This is a genomic window from uncultured Tateyamaria sp. (assembly GCF_947503705.1).
GTDB lineage: Bacteria > Pseudomonadota > Alphaproteobacteria > Rhodobacterales > Rhodobacteraceae > Tateyamaria.
Genome location: NZ_CANNES010000006.1, coordinates 203,193 through 219,598, shown reverse-complemented (window position 1 = coordinate 219,598; position 16,406 = coordinate 203,193). Strand labels below are relative to the sequence as shown.

The window sequence follows — 16,406 nt, the reverse complement described above, 5'->3', positions numbered from 1 at the left end:
CCACCCAAAGTCAGAAGTAGGGGCAGAAAACCATGTTGTTTGGACTTGATGGCGTCGAGATCGGCCTGATCATCGTATTCGTCTGCCTCTTTGGGGGCATCCTCTCGGGCTTTCCGGTGGCCTTTGCCATCGGCGGGGCCGGTGTCATCTCCTTCGGGATCATCGCGTCGCTGGACAGTGCGGGGCTGTTGATCCACCAGGCGATTGACCAATCCAGCGCGGCCTACCGCGATCTTGTGAACAGCGGGGTCAAGGCGGATGCGATCAGCATCTTCAGGTATCCCGACCTGCCGCGCATAGGCGAGCCGGTCTTTCCAAAAGGCTGGGAAGTCGCCCTCGATCGGAACGTTTCCTTTGTTGTGAACCGGATGAACGAGCGGGTGCTTGCGGGCCAGTCGATCGAGACGCTGCTGGCGGTCCTGATGTTCGTTCTCATGGGGATCACGCTGGAACGCTCCAAGATCGCCAATGATCTGCTGACGACCATGGCGCGGGTCTTTGGCCCACTGCCGGGCGGTCTGGCCGTGTCGATTGTGGTTGTGGGCGCGTTCCTGGCCGCCTCGACAGGCATCGTGGGGGCGACCGTTGTGACCATGGGGCTGCTCGCACTGCCGACGATGCTTAGAAACGGATATTCACCAGAGCTTTCAACCGGGGTCATTGCTGCCTCGGGCACACTGGGGCAGATCATTCCGCCGTCTATCGTGATCGTTCTGCTGGGCACGCTGGCGGGAGATCTCTACTCCGCCGCGCAAGAGGCACGGGCCCAAGCGCAGGGCTGTACCGACGCGCTGACCTATCTGGGTGAGCCTGCGGTGGTCTCCGTGGGCACGCTCTTCCAGGCGGCCCTTCTGCCGGGGATCATGCTCGCGCTGCTCTATGCGCTCTACGCCTTCGGCTACGCACTGCTGAACCCCGACAAGGCGCCCGCGGTGCCCATGGGCTCCACCAATGCCGAACCGATCACGCGCAGCGAGGCGTTTACATGGTTCCTGGGCGCACCCGTCCTGATCATCGTGGGCACCATCCTGCTGGGCAACCTCAACGTGGTGGGCAGCCAGTCAACAACAGTCTCGGCCTTCTCCGACATCGGCGAAAGCGCTAGCTTGCGGACCAATGTGGGCGAGGAATGTCAGGCCGCCATGATTGAACTGCACGGGCAAGAGGCCTGGGATGCCGCTGTCGCCCAACAGGTCGACATCAACGCCGCTGGCGGCCTGCAACAATCCGAACGGCTGACGGAAGAAGAGTTCGCCGCCGCCGTCGAGGCCAAGATTGCCGCCGCAGCCCCCATCGGGACAGGCACGGCCATCCTTCTGGTGCTGATGGGGCTGATCATGACGACAGCCCGGGGCATCGCCCCCAGCCAAGAGGCACAGCCGCTGCTGATCGGCGGGGTCGGGGTCGTGCTGGCGCTGCTTGTGGATATCATCCTGCTCAGCCCCACAACCTCACCCGGCGTCTGGGTCGTGCTGATGGCCATCCCCTTCGCGCTGACGATGTATGGCGTTGTCGAGGGGGTCAAACGCTGCGCCCAGAACGAGCTGATCCGGGTCGTCTTCCCGCCGCTGGTGCTGATCGTGGCCGTGCTGGGGTCGATCCTGGGCGGGATCACCAACCCGACACCGGCCGCCGCACTCGGGGCAGGGGGGGCGATCATGCTCGCCGCCTACCGCAAGCTCAAGGACGAGGACCGCAGCCCAAAGGTGATCATCTGGTCTACGCTGGCAATCATCGTCTGTATCCTTGTGGGGGTGAACTTCGATCTCAGGATCAACCAGGACGGCGTGTCGTTCCAATCCTGGGTCGCGTTCTTCGTGGCCTACGCGGCCTACCTCTACGCGCTCTTTGGTCTGCTGTTCAGCTGCTACATCCTCTATGTCTCGGGGGTGCTGACGCCGGTGGTGCGGGAAACGGCCAAGGTCACGTCGATGGTCTTCACCATCCTCATCGGCTCGCAGCTTTTGAACCTGGTGGTGATCTCCTTCGGCGGAGAGCACTATATCCAGCAGTTCCTCAAAAGCTTCGACAACGAATTCACGGTCTTCCTGATCGTGATGCTGGTGCTGTTTGTGCTGGGCTTCGTGCTGGATTTCCTTGAGATCATCTACATCGTGATCCCGATTGTGGGGCCGGTCATCTACGGGGGCACGTTCGACCCCAAATGGGTGACGATCATGATTGCCGTAAACCTGCAAACGTCGTTCCTGACGCCACCCTTCGGGTTCGCGCTGTTCTACCTGCGGGGCGTCGCACCCAAGGAAGTGACCACAGGGCACATCTACCGAGGGATCATCCCCTTTGTGCTGATCCAGGTGGCGGGGCTGGCACTCCTGTGGACGTTCCCCGGCATCGTGACGATCATCCCCGACCTGATCCCGAACTGATTAAATTCGGAATTTAGGAAAAACAAAGGGCGGCCCAAGCGGTCGCCCTTTTGCGTGTTATGTCCGCACGATCCAGCATCGAAGAACTGGACAGGATCGCACACGGGGTTAAAGTGACGGCCAAGGGGCGCAGTGCCGACAACGGCACGGAATCGCTAAGAAAATCAGGGTGGGGACCCACAACATGCCAAATGATCAAACATTCGCTAATTACCACTTCTTCAACTCTGCGCCGGACGGCTCGACAACATATAGCCTTCCTGCCAGCGGTACGGTCAGCACGTTGACCGACGGACCGGATGGGAGCGCGGACGGCAGCACCGCCATCGGGGACGACCTGACATGGTCCGCCAATGGCGGCACCACGACACTTTACGGCTTTGCCTCAAACGGCGACCCGATCGTCGAGACCAATTTCGGCACGTCAGGCGGGGTGATCCACGTGTTTGCGGGTCGCGATCTTTGCAGGGAAAGCGACCCCCAATCACCGTACCTGAAATCCACCCCAGAATCGCGCTCTGCCAACCATTTACCAGACTGCCACCCATAGGTTGAAACACACCCACCAACCGCGCAGCCCGTAAACGACACGCCGTTAAACGGAGAAAGTCCAAAGATGCCCACATTTACCTCTGACGCTTACCTTCGCTTTACTGCGAACGATATCGGGACGACATTGACGCCGACCGGAAATTTCACTCACAACTCGACTAACTTCAATGTTTTTGATGATGGTGATGGGAACGCGGACACTGCGACTGATTATTTTATTGCTACCAATGTTTCCTATTCAGGTTACACCATGGAACTTGACGGCGCAGACTACGCTATTTTTACTGATGGAAATTTTTACTATATCCCCTACTTCGACCCCACCGAGGGGTTCGCGTCTCTTAACAATACAGCCATTACACAACCCATCACGCAATCGGGCGAGAACGCCGTTGTGGTCAACCTGTGCTTTGGCGCGGGTACGCTGATCGCCACCCCAACGGGCGAGCGGGTGGTGGAAAGCCTGCGCATCGGGGATCTGATCACCACCGCCGATGGCCGCCACGTACCGGTCAAATGGCTGGGCCAGCAGACCCACCAAACCCCCGCCGTCAACATGCGCCTGCCGGATCGCGCCCAACCCGTCCGCATCCGCGCCGGTGCCCTTGGTGGGGGCCTGCCGCACACCGATCTGCTAGTGACGGGCGATCACGCGATGCTGCTGGACGGCATGCTGATCAACGCCGCCGCCCTCGTGAACGGGGCCAGCATCGATTGGGTGCCGATGGCGGAGCTGGGCAACAGCTTTACCGTCTACCACGTCGAGGTCGAGGCGCACGAGGTGATCCTGGCCAACGGCGCACAAACGGAATCCTTCGTGGACGTGGCGGGTCGAAAAACCTTCGACAATTACAACGCCTACATGGCGCGCTACGGGTCCGAGCGGATCATCCCCGAAATGCGGGTCCCCCGGATCACCGCACAGCGGATGGTGCCTGCCTATATCGGCGACCGTCACGCCAGCTAAAAGGCGCGTGCAAAGCTTATCAAAGCATTAATCTCGTAGTGTAATCAGTTGTTTTTATTGGAGTAAAATTCTGTCCCCACGGGGACAGCCCCTCAGGGCTTGTGCGTGGGCCGCGTGTCGGGCAACGAAATATTCGCCACCTGTTCCGCAATCGGATCGGTCGAAAGCGGGTGCGTATCCGGATGGAAATTGTCCGGGTCCGACATTTTTTGCCAGCGCCCGCCTAGATACACTTCAAGCCCCGAAAACTTGGATTTGTACCCCATCTTCTGGCTCCCCGGCACCCAATATCCCAGGTACACATAAGGCAGCCCCGCCTCGCGCGCGATCTCGATATGATCCAGGATCATATAGGTGCCCAGCGACCGCCGCGGCGCGTCCGGCGTGTAAAAACTATAGACCATGCTCAGCCCGTCGCTCAGCACATCCGTCAGGCTCACCCCGATCAGGTCGCCGCCTTCCTCGTCCGTGTATTCGATGACCCGACTGCGAATTGGGGTCTCCTCGACCATGGCGGCAAATTCGAACACGTCCATGTCCGCCATGCCCCCATCCGCGTGGCGGCTGTCGAGGTAGTCACGAAAGAGCGCGTATTGATCCTCTGTCGCCCAGGGCGATGTGGCCCGGCGCTTGAGGTCGGTGTTGCGTTTGGCCGTGCGCCGCTGGCTCTTGGTCGGCTCAAACAGCGACACGTCGATCCGCGCCGACAGGCAGGCCGAGCAATCCGCGCAAGAAGGCCGGTAGAGCACGTTTTGCGAGCGGCGAAATCCTTGTTGGCTCAGGCTGTCGTTCAGCTTCTCCGCGTTCTCCCCCTGCAGCGCCGTGAACAGCTTACGCTCCATCCGTCCGTCCAGATACGGACAAGGTTGGGGCGCAGTCACGTAGAACTGCGGGGCAAGGGGAAGTGTGTGGCGCATGATCATCCTATGCGGGTTGCGCGGATGATACCAAGCCAGCGCAAACTGGCAAGCTGTAAACGCGGGCTTACAGGCGGGCGCGCCGGTTCAAGGCTACGGTTCCCATCACCATGTCGGTCAGACCCTGGCCGCGTTCGGTCGTGGCCATCATGACCATCGACACCAGTTGCAGCGGCGAGATGGCCCAGCTGACCGTGTACCCCAGCGTGTGCAGGAACGCCTGGCCGAGGTCCAGACGGGCACCGGAAGCGTCGCGCAACTCGATGGCCATCAGGCGCATACCCCAGGTGGCCGAGCCCGTGGCGATTGTGATAACGCGGTAGATAAAGCTGACCACCGCCGCCAGACCCACGATAAAGAACAGCGCCACGAAGGCGGTGAAGGGCACGATCAGCACCGTGATCACTGCGATAATCGCGCTGTCGATGAACCAGGCGATCAGGCGCTTGCTGGCCACGTCGCGGTAGAACTGAGGTTGGGTGGCGGGGTCTGCGAGGTTCATGGTTCCGATTTTCCGATAAGAGAGGGAAAGGCCCCGGGGGAGGAACCCGGGGCCGGAGGGTGGAGGGATCAGTCTTCGGATTTGGCGGCGTTGGCGCGCTCGTCCATGAACTGATCGAACTCCGACTTGTCCTTGGCTTCGCGCAGACGTTCAAGGAAGGCTTCAAAGTTGTTTTGCTCTTCTTCCAGACGGCGCAGAGTGTCGGCCTTGTAGCTGTCAAAGGCCGCGTTGCCGGTGGACCGCATCGTGGTCATGTGTTGCCCCATGCGACGGGGGCTGCAGGATTTTGAAAACATGCGTTTGCTCCAGATCATGTAGAACAGAAGGGCCAGGCCAACGGGCCAGAAGAAGATGAAACCAAGGACCATGGCGGCGATCCAAGCGCCCTTGCCCTTTTCATCAAGCCAGCGTTCCGATTTGGTAAACCAGCCCGCGCTGTCATGGGGTGTCGGGGCGGTTGTGGACATGGACGTCATTTTCGAACCTTTCGCTATGGGGGGCAGCGTGCCCCGGTGACCCTGTGTCGATGTGAATGTGTTTTACATCCACACCACCAAGATTGGGGCAGGGAGGCTCGCGTGCAAGCCTAAATGTGAATGTTTTTTACATAAACGCGTTTTATGACGCAAAATCAGAGAGTTGCGCGCCAGAAATTTTCAACATTTCTTGTGGGTTGGACCGAAAAACATGGTGTGGTGTGCCCGCTGCAGCCCAAATCACGTCAAAATCCATCAGCCTGGGGTCTACAAAGGCGGTGATCGGGTTCACGTGGCCAACCGGAGAAACACCCCCGATGGCAAAGCCGGTTTGCGCGCGGATCAGCGTCGCATCGGCCTTGCCCAAGGGTTCGCCCGCAAGCGCGGTGGCCTTGTCCGCATCGACGCGGTTGCCGCCTGCCGTGATAAAGAGGATGGCTTTGCCGCTGTTCTCGCCGCGAAAGATGATGGATTTGGCGATCTGGTCAATCTCGCACCCCAAGGCCGTCGCCGCATCGGCTGCGGTGCGGGCGAGGGGTGTTTCGATGATGTCGGTGTCGATGCCTGCGGCGTTCAGCGCCGCGCGCACCCGTTTCAGGCTTTTGCTCATGGCCTTGAACCTGCCCCGAGGGGCCCGCCGCTGCAAGGCCCATTGACGTCGCCGCGCCCATGTCGTGAAGGTGGGGCCATGAGCCTTGCCAACGCCCTGACCCGCATGCCACGCCCCTTTGATCCCGACCGAGGGGACGAGGCCGCCGCATCGGTTCCCGATCTTTCGGGCGACTTGGCCGCGCTGGTCAGCGGGGCCGCAGGGTGCAGCCCTTATCTCGCGGGCCTGATCCAGCGGGAGGCGGCATGGTTGCCGGAGGCGCTGGATGCGCCCGATGCGGCCCTGGCGGCAATCCTGACGCGGCCCGATCCAGATTTGCCTGACCTGAAATCGGTGCTGCGCCAAACCAAACGGCGTGCGGCGCTGCTGACGGCGCTGGCCGATCTGGGCGGGGCGTGGAGCCTGGAACAGGTGACCGACGCGCTGACCCGATTGGCGGACATGGCGTGCGAGGCGGCGCTGACCGCGGGGCTGGCCCATCAGGTGAAACGCGGCAAGCTGCCTGATCGTGATGTGGGTCTGTTTGTGCTGGCCATGGGCAAGATGGGCGCATTCGAGCTGAACTATTCATCCGACATCGACCTGATCTGCCTGTTTGACGAGACGCGCCATAACCCGGAAGATTTTCCCAATATTCGCCGCGCCTGTGTCAAGGCGGTGCAGGACATGTGTGCCACGCTGAGCGACAATACGGGCGAAGGCTATGTGTTTCGCACCGACCTGCGGCTGCGCCCTGATCCATCGGTCAATCCGGTTGTCCTGTCTGCCGGAGCGGCCGAGCGGTACTATGAAAGTCTGGGCCGCACGTGGGAGCGGGCCGCCTATATCAAGGCGCGCACCTGTGCAGGTGACATCGCGGAGGGCGATGCGTTTCTGGAAGAGTTGCGCCCCTTTGTCTGGCGGCGTCATCTGGATTTTGCCGCTGTGCAGGACGCCCATGACATGCGGCTGGCGATCAGGGCGCATAAGGGCACGGGCGGGCCGATCACATTGCCCGGGCATAACATGAAACTGGGGCGGGGCGGCATTCGTGAGATCGAATTCTTCACCCAGACCCGGCAATTGATTGCAGGCGGGCGTGATGCGGATCTGCGCGTGCGGGGCACTGTGCAGGGCTTGGCGCGGTTGGCCGAAAAGGGCTGGGTGGCGGATGATCTGGCGGCGCGCCTGACCGATCATTACCGCTTTGCCCGCATGGTGGAGCACCGCGTGCAGATGGTGCGTGACGCCCAGACCCACAACTTGCCCGGCAATGACGAGGGGTTTGAGCGATTGGCTGCCATGATGGGCACCGACCGCACGGCCCTGGAGGCGGCGTTGAAGGGCCGGCTGGCTGAAGTGCACAGCGAGACCGAAGGGTTTTTTGCCCCCGAACCTGTCGCGGCGCCCGTGGCGGTCGACAGCACGATGCAGGCCCGTTGGCGCAGCTACCCGGCCTTGCGCACGGCGCGGGGTGCCGCCCTTTTTGACCGGATCGAGCCGATGTTGCTGGCCCGATTGGCCGATACGGCCAAGCCTGCCGAGGCACTTGCTGCCTTTGACGGGTTTCTGGCGGGCCTGCCTGCGGGCGTGCAGCTGTTTTCGCTTTTCGAGGCGAACCCGACGCTGGTGGATCTGTTGATCGACATTGTGGGCACGTCGCCCGCGCTGGCCAAACACCTGTCGCGGAACGCCGGGGTTTTGGATGCGGTGATCGGGGGCAGTTTCTTTGCTCCGTGGCCCGGACGGGATGCGTTGCAGATGGATGCAATCGCACGTTTGACGGCAGAGGATGATTACGAGGCCAAGCTGGATGCAATCCGCATCTGGGCCAAGGAATGGCATTTTCGCGTGGGCGTGCATCATTTGCGCGATCTGTCCTCGGCCCGTGAGGCGGGCGCGCAATATGCCGATCTGGCCCGTGCGGCGTTGGCGGCCCTTTGGCCCGAAGTGCAGGCTCAATTTGCGCGACGCCACGGTCCGCCGCCGGGGCGTGGGGCGGTGATCTTGGGGATGGGCAGCCTGGGCGCGGGGCTGCTCACGCCGGAATCTGATCTGGACCTGATTGTTATTTACGACCCCATGGATGTGGAACAGTCCGACGGCCCGCGTGCGTTATCCACGCGGCCCTATTATGCGCGCCTGACCCAGGCCCTGATCACCGCCGTGACAACGCAAACGGCGCAGGGGCGGCTGTATGAAGCGGACATGCGCCTGCGTCCGTCGGGCAATCAGGGGCCGGTGGCGACCAGTTGGACAGCCTTCCAGAGTTATCAGGAAAATGACGCGTGGCTGTGGGAGCATCTGGCGCTGAGCCGGGCCACTTGTGTGGCGGGGCCGGAAGCCTTGGTGGCGGATGTGGAGGCGTTTCGCCAGGCGATCATTGCACGACCCCGTGACCGCGCGGCTGTCATGGATGATCTGGCGGATATGCGGGACCGAATTGCAGCGGCCAAGGCCCCGGATGGGGCGTGGGATGCCAAGATTGGGCCGGGCCGGTTGCAGGATATCGAGCTATTGGCGCAGGCCGGTCTGGTGCTGAGCGGGACACCCGCGCGGGATGTGAGCGCCGGTTTGGAGGCGGCTGTCGCGGTTGGTCTGATGGATGCCGCTGATGCGCAGACGTTGGCCCAGTCCTACGCCATGATGTGGCGCGTGCAGATGGCGACCCGGCTGTTGACCGTGGGGCCGGTGGATGCCGATGCTGTGGGGGCGGGCGGTCAGGCGGTGCTGTTGCGCGCGGTGGGGGCCGCAACGATTGCAGAGGCAGAGGCCACCCTGCGCAGATGCGAGACAGAGGCCGCCGCGTTGATCACGCGGGCGGTCCAGACGGGACAGAAGGACGAACGGCCATGAGCATCAAGGGCAACGCGCACGACCCCAAGGGGCTGATCTTTGAAGCCTACCGGATCGAGGGCATTACCAAATCTGAATGCCGCACCATCCTTCTGGATTGGGCGCTCAGCCTGGCCGACGGGCAGGATGCGGTGGCAACCATCGGCCATCTGCTGGCCGAATATGAGGGCGCGCATCCGGACCACCCCATGACGCACGTCCTGCAAGAGGGGCAGACCCGCATGTCCAGCCCACGCCGTCGCGGAGGGTGGCGATCGCGGACTCGGGCCAGCTGACCTGCCACGTGTCAGCCACGGACAGGCCACGAAACAATCTTGGCTTTGAACACAAATTGTCGAAAATTCGCCTTAATCGGGAAGCATATCTGTCGTCGTAACAAAAAGTGCGCAGACCAATTGCGCCGATCGGAGACTGATATGAAACGCTTCAAACTAGTTCTTGTGCTTGTTCTCGGTGGCCTTGTTTCGGCCTGTGCCAACCCCAACATTGCATCGCGGAACGCCCCGTTTGAAACGACGACGTTGCCGCCTGCTGCACAACCGGGCGCGCCGTCCCAAGGGGCCCAAACGCTGGCGCCGCTGTCGGACGTGCGTGTGGAGGCGATCACCGTGCGGGTGCCACGCAGCCTCAAAGTATCGGAAGCCAACCGTTTCTTGCCCTCGGGCGACATCGTGTGGCGGGATGATCCCGTTGGGGACCGTTACCAGCAGGTGCAGGCCATCTTTGAGACCGCACTGGCGCGGGGCACCGCCCCTCTGGAGGGCGCATTGCCCATCGCTTTGGACATCGAAGTGACCCGGTTCCATGCGCTGACCGAAAAGGCGCGCTATACCACGGGCGGCGTGCACAATATCAGCTTTTTCCTGACCTTGCGGGATCCGGCCACTGGCGTGATGCTGTCCGAGCCGCGTCACATTCGTGCGGACCTGAGCGGTCTGGGCGGACGTGCCGCATTGCAGGCCGAGGCCCGCGGTCAGACCCAGAAAGTGCGCATCACTGACCATCTGGCCCACGTGATCCGGCAGGAATTGACCACGGTGGAGGGGTTCGAGAACCCCAAGCTGGGTCTCATTCAGGCGATGAACCAAATCTGATCTTTCCCACAGAGGGACAAAGACGTAGAGGGGGGCGCTATGACAGCGCCCTTTTCTGCGTCTCAGACGCCCCGCCCCCATGTTCGTATGCGCCCCAAGACAGATGCCAAGCGCATCCGTTTCGGCTTTCCCTGGGCCTATGCCAATGAGGTTGTGACCGACCGCCGGACCAAGGCCCTTGCCGCAGGAACCCTGGCTGTGCTGGAGGATGAGAACCGCAACCCTTTGGGGCTGGCGGCAGTCAATCCCGGATCGAAGATCATTGCGCGCATGATTGACACCGATCCCGAAGCAGAGGTGGATCAGGCCTGGTTTGCGGCACGTCTGCGCCGGGCTTTGGCCTTGCGCGACCGGCTTTTTGACGCGCCATTTTACCGTTTGATCCATGCAGAGGCCGACGGCCTGCCGGGCGTCATCATCGACCGTTTTGGCGACACGGCCGTGATCCAGCCCAATGCGGCCTGGGCCGATCTGCGCGTCGATGTGATCGCTGCGGCCCTTGTCGAGGTGACTGGCGTGACCCATGTGCTCAAGAATGCCGGTGGACGTACGCGCAGCCTTGAGGGGTTGGACGATGCCGGCGGGGTTTTGATCGGTGCCGCACCGGAAGCGCCCATCGCGGTGCCGATGAATGGCGCTGTGTATATGGCGGATGTGACGGGCGGGCAGAAAACCGGTCTGTTCTATGATCAGCGTCCCAATCATGCATTCGCCAAATCGGTGGCACAAGACGCGCGGGTGCTGGATGTGTTTTCGCATGTGGGCGGCTTTGGCCTCGCCGCGTTGGCTGGCGGTGCCGTGTCGACCCTATGTGTGGACGGGGCTGCACCGGCGCTGGATCTGGCCCGGCAGGGGGCTGTCGCAATGGGGGTCGAGAACCGGTTTGAAAGCCGTCAGGGCGATGCTTTTGACGTGCTGACGGCCTTGGGCGAGGCGGGCGAACGATTTGATCTGGTGATTTGTGATCCGCCTGCTTTTGCGCCCGGGCGACCCGCGCTGGATGCGGGATTGCGCGCTTATGAGCGCGTTGCGCGTCTGTCGGCGGCATTGGTGGCAGAGGGCGGTATTCTGGCGCTGTGCAGCTGTTCGCATGCAGCTGATCTGGCGAAGTTCCGCACCGCGTGCCTGCGCGGGATCGGGCGTGCCGCGCGGCAGCCCGCGCTGATCCATACAGGCTTTGCCGGGCCGGACCATCCGTTGCAGCCGCAATTGGCCGAAAGCGGGTATCTCAAGGCGTTGTTCTTCCGCCTATGAAAATCCTGATCGACGCCAATGTCCTGTATCCCACGGTCATGCGCGAAGTGGTTTTGGGCGTGGCGCGGGCCGGGCTGTTTCAGCCGCAATGGTCGGCGCGTATCCTTGAGGAATGGGCACGTGCGGCGGCCCGTCTGGGCCCAGAGGCCGAAGCGCAGGCGCGCGGTGAGATTGTGATGCTGAACGCCGCTTGGCCGGGTGCAGAAATCCGGTATCCGCCAGAGTTGGAACATCGGCTCTGGTTGCCTGACCCCGGAGATGTCCATGTGTTGGCCGCCGCGATTGCGGGGTCGGCGGATGCGATCATGACCGCCAATGCCAAGGATTTCCCGCGCAATGTGCTGAACGAAGAAGGGTTGTTGCGGGTGGATCCGGACGGATATTTGCAAGGGTGCGCGGAGGCGCAGCCGGGTGTCGTCTCGGCCGTTGTGGATGGCGTTCTGGCCGAGGCGCGTCGGTTGTCGGGGCAGGCGTGGACACGGCGGAGCCTGATGAAGAAGGCGCGATTGCCCCGCCTCGGTAAGGCGCTGGAGCGGATGGGCTAGCGCGCGGGCATATAGCCTGCGACCGCTTGATCCAGTTGCTTGAGAACGGAACGGTTGAATTTCAACACCTTTTGCAGCTCGGTATCGGGCAGTGCTGCACCGGTCGCGGTTTTGTCCAGGGTGGGGCGCATCTTGCTCCAGAACAGGAAGGCGGTGCGCAGGTTTCGGGCCACGCGCGCGTTGGGCGGTGCCGCGACCCCTGGCCCCCCGTCGATCAGAGTTTTTGCCGCGCTTTCCATTTCCTGCAACGTCAAGCTGAGCCGGGCGCGGGGCAACCCGAGGTCGAAATGGATATAGCACATTTCGCTGAGCGCGCGTTGCGACAGCATCCGGTAATGCGCGGCCAGCCGCATTCCCGCCGCACTGGGCGCATCAATCAACTCCTCCCCGAAGCGGGTGAGGTAATGCCGGGCCAGGGCGTCCGCGCTGTCCGATGTTGGGGTGACGGAATAAATTGATTGGCGGATGACCACGGAATGCCAATCGCCCGCCACAAGTTGTCTGATCGCAGGTTCAAAGCGTTGCCAGTGTTCGCTGGCGCGAGAGAGGGCGTCGAGGTTGGCCGGATCGGTTTCGGGCAACAGTTCCATCCATTGTTGACCATTGCGCAATCCCGCCAGGACTGTGCTGTAGGTGTCGGCCTGTTCCAGTGCCTGGCTGTCCATCCTTTGCGCGTCCAGCCCGCCGATGGAAAAGCAGACCGACATCGCCATGCTGTGCAGCAAGGCGGATTGGCGGGCCGCCAGCGTCACCCGCGCCACCCGGTCGCGGAGTTGGTCTGCGCCTGCGCCATTGGCTAATATCGGCGCAGGTGCCCAAAGCATCACAAGGGCCGTCAAGGCGATGAGAGTTGTGCGCATAATACCTCTGCCTACCCGTCAGCCGAGACGCTACGGGACAGAGATTACCATTCTGCTAAGGGGCGGGGATCGCGTCCCACTTTGCCTGCAAATCCTGGAGCGCCTTGATCCGTTCAGTGGTTTTGGGGTGGCTGAGCAGCCAGGCGGGTGCGCGGCCTGCATTGGATTTGGTGAGCGCTTCGAGCTTGTTGAACAGCGTGATTTGCGGCGTGATCCCGATGCCTGCCTTTGTCAAAAGCGCGGCGGCATAGGCGTCTGCCTCGTATTCATCCTGCCGCGAGAGCCGCGCGGCCAAAAGTGTCGTCAGCCCATTGGCAATCCAGACCCCGACCCCGGGGATAAAGCGGGACAGTACCATGGCCAGCGCCGTGCGCAGTGCGTTTTGCCCCGAAAAGTCGATCATCCGGCGGCGGGTGTGCCCAAGCGCCACATGCCCCAGTTCGTGTGCGATCACGCTGGCCATTTCAGAGGCGGAGACCGCGCCTTGCCGGAACTTGTTGTAGAAGCCCCGCGTTATGAAGATCCGCCCGTCGGGAGCGGCCAGACCGTTGACCGGCTCGATCTCGTAGATGTGGACCTTGATCCGCTCAATTTCGAGCGCACCGGCCAGTTGGTCGCACATTTGCCGCAGCATCGGGTCGGCCAGTTCGGTGGATTTTTCGTCCAGCTCGCGGGCCGTTCGCCAGACCGAAAACCGGTACATGGCAAGGCCGTAGAGGACGGCGAGCAGGATCGGGGCAAATTTGATCATGCGCTTGATATGGGGCGCTTGGACGCTTGTGGCAAGCTTTGGGATTTTGAGTGTTTTTAGAACAATGAAGTCAGGGCGCCCAAGTGACGGGCACTTGGGTCGGGCCGCGAAAGGCCCAGCCTTGAAACGGGGCGTCACCTGCGCGGGTGAGCCCCGGCATTTGGTCAAAGAGCATCGGCAGGGCGTGGTCAGCAATCAGGCTGCGCGAGGCGGCGGCCCCTGCGCAGAAATGCGGCCCTGCGCCGAAGGGGATCGCGGGGCCTGTGTCGCGGGTGATGTCAAAGCGGTCGGGGTCGGTGAAATGGCTCTCATCCCGGCAGGCAGAGCCGAACATGAAGAAGATCAGCTCGTCCTGTTGGAACGTGACGTTGCAAGCGGTGCCGTTTTGGGCGACGCGCCGGGGGCTCATCCCGATGGGGGCGACGACGCGGGTATATTCGTTGAAGGCGGCGGTCCAGGTGGCTTGGCCGGTGTCGATCATTTCCCTTTGATCGGGATGGGTGAGGAGCGCCCAGGCGGTGCCCGCGATGGCATCGCGCGGCTCGTTCTGGCCGCCGCCGATGATGACGCGCACATTGCCCGCGATGGCATCCAGCGACAGGCCCGCCTGATCAAGAACCGAGATGATGGAGCGGTCGGGCGCGGCGCGGAGTTCGGGCAGGCGGTCTTTTATCAGAGCCAGAACCTGCGCCGCAGCCGCGTGGCCTTTGGCGTCGATCTGAGGATCGTTTTGGTAGTTGGCGGCGGCGTCCAGCATGGCCTGGCTGGCTGCATCCATGTCAGCGGCCTCCATGTTCGTTAGCCCCGTCATCACCCGCAGCGCGTCCGCCGAAACCGGCATCGCAAAGTCCGACACCAGATCGCACGAGCCCATGGGTTTGAGCCTGTCGATATGCCCCTGCACGATGGTGCGAAACTGTGGGGCCAGCACGTCACGTACCGTGCGCGGGCTGAGCGCGGGAAAGAGCGCGCGGCGTTCGGCCATGTGGGCGTCGCCATCCTTGCGCATCAGGTTCTCGCCCATGACCTTGGTCAGCAATCCGGCGGGCTGGTGGCTGGAAAACATCTCGATCCGCTTTTCCTGTACGAACACGTCGTCGCGGCGGGTGAAAAGGGTCGCACCGAGTTCGGGCACATAGCACACCGGGGCCTGGGCGCGCATCTGGGCCAGCGTCGGGTACGGATCGGCGTGAAAACCGGCGGGATCGATGGAGAAGACGGGGGCATCTGACATGGGTCAAAGCCTAGGGAGGCGGCGGCACAATGGCAATTCCGCCGTCGCCTAGCGCGTCAGGGTTTTCATACCCCGGCTGAGCCCTTCGAGGGTCATGGGCACCATGGCTTCGGGCCCGAAAATCTCCTGAATCATGCCGATGGAATGGGTGTAGCCCCAATATTTCTCGGGCACCGGATTGATCCAGAGGTTGGAGTGCCAGTGATCACGGGCGCGCGCCAGCCAGACTTGGCCCGCCTCGGCGTTCCAATGTTCGTTGGCCCCACCGGGATAGGCGATCTCGTAAGGGGACATGCTGGCGTCGCCGACGAAAATGCATTTGTAATCAGGGCCATAGGTGCGCAGAATCTCATGCGTCGGGGTCTGTGCATCCCAGCGTCGGCGGTTGTCGCGCCACACGCCTTCGTAGAGGCAATTGTGGAAATAGAAATGCTCAAAATGCTTGAATTCGGATTTGGCGGCTGAGAACAGCTCTTCCACGATCTTGATGTGGGGGTCCATGGAGCCGCCAATATCGAGGAACAAGAGCACCTTGACCGCGTTGCGCCGCTCGGGCCGGGTTTTGACGTCGAGGTAGCCGTGTTCGGCGGTGGCGCGGATCGTGCCGTTCAAATCCAATTCGTCCGCCGCCCCGTCGCGGGCCCAGCGGCGCAGGCGTTTGAGGGCCACCTTGATGTTGCGGGTGCCAAGCTCGACCGTGTCGTCGAGGTTTTTGAACTCGCGCTTGTCCCAGACCTTGGTGGCGCGCTGGTGACGGGATTTGTCCTGGCCGATCCGCACCCCTTCGGGATTGTAGCCATAGGCGCCAAAGGGTGAGGTTCCCGCCGTGCCGACCCATTTGTTGCCGCCCTGATGGCGGCCCTTTTGTTCCTCAAGCCGTTTCTTGAGGGTTTCCATGAGCTTGTCGAAGCCGCCTAATGCTTCGATTTCGGCGCGCTCTTCTTCTGACAGGTGCTTTTCCGCCAGTTTCTCAAGCCACTCCTGCGGGATGTCCACCGCCTCCAGCACCTCGTCGATGCTGATCTGTTCCAGCCCCTCAAAGGCGGCGGCAAAGGCGCGGTCAAACTTGTCGATGTTGCGTTCGTCTTTGACCATGGCGGTGCGGGCGAGATAATAAAACGCCTCCACATCATAGGTGGCCAAGCCCGCCTGCATCCCTTCCAGAAATGCCAGAAACTCGCGCAAGGAAACGGGCACCCCGTTTTTGCGCAAACTGTCAAAGAAGGGCAAGAACATCTTAGCTGCTCAGGATGCGGTCGATCACGACTGTGGCAATCAGTCCCACCACGGTAAAGGCGAGCGCATAGCCGGCAGCGTATTGGGCGATATCGAGGCGATTGCCGCTGCGTTTGCGGGCGGTCATACCGCCGATGATGGCCCCGGAAAGGGCCGCCAAAATTACGATCATTTCACTTGCCTTTC

At 62.1% G+C, this 16,406-nt stretch carries 17 protein-coding genes; 8 read left to right on the top strand and 9 right to left on the bottom strand.

Going from position 1 to position 16,406, the window contains the following annotated elements; translation table 11 throughout:
- Positions 1-32 precede the first annotated feature (32 nt).
- The 3 genes from Q1A44_RS14995 to Q1A44_RS14985 all read left to right on the top strand — a co-directional run bounded on the left by Q1A44_RS14995 (position 33) and on the right by Q1A44_RS14985 (position 3,906).
- Positions 33-2,387 carry a TRAP transporter large permease subunit gene (locus Q1A44_RS14995; protein ID WP_299626823.1) on the top strand — a complete coding sequence of 785 codons (2,355 nt, stop codon included), beginning with the start codon at positions 33-35 and terminating at the stop codon, positions 2,385-2,387.
- A 184-nt stretch (positions 2,388-2,571) separates the two neighbouring features.
- Positions 2,572-2,937 (top strand): hypothetical protein, encoded by a 366-nt coding sequence (locus Q1A44_RS14990; RefSeq protein WP_299626820.1) that lies wholly within the window; start codon positions 2,572-2,574, stop codon positions 2,935-2,937.
- A gap of 252 nt (positions 2,938-3,189) precedes the next feature.
- Complete coding sequence (locus Q1A44_RS14985; RefSeq protein ID WP_299626817.1) at positions 3,190-3,906, top strand: Hint domain-containing protein; 717 nt, start codon at positions 3,190-3,192, stop codon at positions 3,904-3,906.
- Positions 3,907-3,998: 92 nt separating this feature from the next.
- Here the strand turns inward: Q1A44_RS14985 and Q1A44_RS14980 are convergent, their stop codons facing one another.
- The 4 genes from Q1A44_RS14980 to Q1A44_RS14965 all read right to left on the bottom strand — a co-directional run bounded on the left by Q1A44_RS14980 (position 3,999) and on the right by Q1A44_RS14965 (position 6,411).
- Positions 3,999-4,823 carry an arginyltransferase gene (locus Q1A44_RS14980; RefSeq protein WP_299626814.1) on the bottom strand — a complete coding sequence of 275 codons (825 nt, stop codon included), beginning with the start codon at positions 4,821-4,823 and terminating at the stop codon, positions 3,999-4,001.
- Positions 4,824-4,890: 67 nt separating this feature from the next.
- Positions 4,891-5,325, bottom strand: a complete 435-nt coding sequence (locus tag Q1A44_RS14975) for an RDD family protein (protein ID WP_299626811.1) — start codon at positions 5,323-5,325, stop codon at positions 4,891-4,893.
- A gap of 68 nt (positions 5,326-5,393) precedes the next feature.
- Positions 5,394-5,801: a DUF2852 domain-containing protein gene (locus Q1A44_RS14970; RefSeq protein WP_299626808.1), complete on the bottom strand. Its 408-nt coding sequence runs from the start codon at positions 5,799-5,801 to the stop codon at positions 5,394-5,396.
- A gap of 142 nt (positions 5,802-5,943) precedes the next feature.
- Positions 5,944-6,411: a YbaK/EbsC family protein gene (locus tag Q1A44_RS14965; protein WP_299626804.1), complete on the bottom strand. Its 468-nt coding sequence runs from the start codon at positions 6,409-6,411 to the stop codon at positions 5,944-5,946.
- A gap of 78 nt (positions 6,412-6,489) precedes the next feature.
- Between Q1A44_RS14965 and Q1A44_RS14960 the strand changes: the two genes are divergently transcribed.
- From Q1A44_RS14960 to Q1A44_RS14940, 5 genes are all read left to right on the top strand, one after another.
- Positions 6,490-9,246, top strand: a complete 2,757-nt coding sequence (locus Q1A44_RS14960; RefSeq protein WP_299626801.1) for a glutamine-synthetase adenylyltransferase — start codon at positions 6,490-6,492, stop codon at positions 9,244-9,246.
- On the top strand, positions 9,243-9,521 hold the full coding sequence (locus Q1A44_RS14955) for a hypothetical protein (RefSeq protein WP_299626798.1): 279 nt from the start codon (positions 9,243-9,245) through the stop codon (positions 9,519-9,521). The genes Q1A44_RS14960 and Q1A44_RS14955 overlap by 4 nt, the downstream gene beginning before the upstream one ends.
- 141 nt (positions 9,522-9,662) lie before the next feature.
- The gene (locus Q1A44_RS14950; RefSeq protein WP_299626795.1) at positions 9,663-10,340 is read left to right on the top strand and encodes a DUF6778 family protein; all 678 of its coding nucleotides are present in this window, start codon (positions 9,663-9,665) and stop codon (positions 10,338-10,340) included.
- 39 nt (positions 10,341-10,379) lie between these two features.
- Complete coding sequence (locus Q1A44_RS14945) at positions 10,380-11,594, top strand: RSP_2647 family RNA methyltransferase (RefSeq protein ID WP_299626792.1); 1,215 nt, start codon at positions 10,380-10,382, stop codon at positions 11,592-11,594.
- Complete coding sequence (locus tag Q1A44_RS14940; RefSeq protein ID WP_299626789.1) at positions 11,591-12,139, top strand: RSP_2648 family PIN domain-containing protein; 549 nt, start codon at positions 11,591-11,593, stop codon at positions 12,137-12,139. Before Q1A44_RS14945 ends, Q1A44_RS14940 begins: the two co-directional genes overlap by 4 nt.
- Here the strand turns inward: Q1A44_RS14940 and Q1A44_RS14935 are convergent.
- The 5 genes from Q1A44_RS14935 to Q1A44_RS14915 form a co-directional block, all read right to left on the bottom strand.
- Positions 12,136-12,999, bottom strand: a complete 864-nt coding sequence (locus Q1A44_RS14935; protein ID WP_299626786.1) for a hypothetical protein — start codon at positions 12,997-12,999, stop codon at positions 12,136-12,138. The two genes, Q1A44_RS14940 and Q1A44_RS14935, sit on opposite strands and share 4 nt — an antisense overlap.
- Positions 13,000-13,054: 55 nt before the next feature.
- Positions 13,055-13,750 carry a M48 family metalloprotease gene (locus Q1A44_RS14930; protein ID WP_299626783.1) on the bottom strand — a complete coding sequence of 232 codons (696 nt, stop codon included), beginning with the start codon at positions 13,748-13,750 and terminating at the stop codon, positions 13,055-13,057.
- 70 nt (positions 13,751-13,820) lie between these two features.
- Positions 13,821-14,984 carry a cytochrome P450 gene (locus tag Q1A44_RS14925; protein WP_299626780.1) on the bottom strand — a complete coding sequence of 388 codons (1,164 nt, stop codon included), beginning with the start codon at positions 14,982-14,984 and terminating at the stop codon, positions 13,821-13,823.
- A gap of 48 nt (positions 14,985-15,032) precedes the next feature.
- Complete coding sequence (locus tag Q1A44_RS14920) at positions 15,033-16,220, bottom strand: VWA domain-containing protein (protein ID WP_299626777.1); 1,188 nt, start codon at positions 16,218-16,220, stop codon at positions 15,033-15,035.
- A 1-nt stretch (position 16,221) separates the two neighbouring features.
- A complete protein-coding gene (locus tag Q1A44_RS14915) occupies positions 16,222-16,392 on the bottom strand; it encodes an apolipoprotein acyltransferase (RefSeq protein ID WP_299626774.1) in 171 nt (56 codons plus the stop codon).
- Positions 16,393-16,406 lie beyond the last annotated feature (14 nt).

Bases quoted from the DNA above. Each gene is read 5' to 3' on its own strand.
- Q1A44_RS14950 (WP_299626795.1), top strand. From the start codon at position 9,663: ATGAAACGCTTCAAACTAGTTCTTGTGCTTGTTCTCGGTGGCCTTGTT.
- Q1A44_RS14920 (WP_299626777.1), bottom strand. From the start codon at position 16,220: ATGTTCTTGCCCTTCTTTGACAGTTTGCGCAAAAACGGGGTGCCCGTT.
- Q1A44_RS14925 (WP_299626780.1), bottom strand. From the start codon at position 14,984: ATGTCAGATGCCCCCGTCTTCTCCATCGATCCCGCCGGTTTTCACGCC.
- Q1A44_RS14935 (WP_299626786.1), bottom strand. From the start codon at position 12,999: ATGCGCACAACTCTCATCGCCTTGACGGCCCTTGTGATGCTTTGGGCA.
- Q1A44_RS14985 (WP_299626817.1), top strand. From the start codon at position 3,190: ATGGAACTTGACGGCGCAGACTACGCTATTTTTACTGATGGAAATTTT.
- Q1A44_RS14990 (WP_299626820.1), top strand. From the start codon at position 2,572: ATGCCAAATGATCAAACATTCGCTAATTACCACTTCTTCAACTCTGCG.
- Q1A44_RS14915 (WP_299626774.1), bottom strand. From the start codon at position 16,392: ATGATCGTAATTTTGGCGGCCCTTTCCGGGGCCATCATCGGCGGTATG.
- Q1A44_RS14930 (WP_299626783.1), bottom strand. From the start codon at position 13,750: ATGATCAAATTTGCCCCGATCCTGCTCGCCGTCCTCTACGGCCTTGCC.
- Q1A44_RS14945 (WP_299626792.1), top strand. From the start codon at position 10,380: ATGACAGCGCCCTTTTCTGCGTCTCAGACGCCCCGCCCCCATGTTCGT.
- Q1A44_RS14940 (WP_299626789.1), top strand. From the start codon at position 11,591: ATGAAAATCCTGATCGACGCCAATGTCCTGTATCCCACGGTCATGCGC.
- Q1A44_RS14965 (WP_299626804.1), bottom strand. From the start codon at position 6,411: ATGAGCAAAAGCCTGAAACGGGTGCGCGCGGCGCTGAACGCCGCAGGC.
- Q1A44_RS14960 (WP_299626801.1), top strand. From the start codon at position 6,490: ATGAGCCTTGCCAACGCCCTGACCCGCATGCCACGCCCCTTTGATCCC.
- Q1A44_RS14975 (WP_299626811.1), bottom strand. From the start codon at position 5,325: ATGAACCTCGCAGACCCCGCCACCCAACCTCAGTTCTACCGCGACGTG.
- Q1A44_RS14970 (WP_299626808.1), bottom strand. From the start codon at position 5,801: ATGACGTCCATGTCCACAACCGCCCCGACACCCCATGACAGCGCGGGC.
- Q1A44_RS14980 (WP_299626814.1), bottom strand. From the start codon at position 4,823: ATGCGCCACACACTTCCCCTTGCCCCGCAGTTCTACGTGACTGCGCCC.
- Q1A44_RS14995 (WP_299626823.1), top strand. From the start codon at position 33: ATGTTGTTTGGACTTGATGGCGTCGAGATCGGCCTGATCATCGTATTC.
- Q1A44_RS14955 (WP_299626798.1), top strand. From the start codon at position 9,243: ATGAGCATCAAGGGCAACGCGCACGACCCCAAGGGGCTGATCTTTGAA.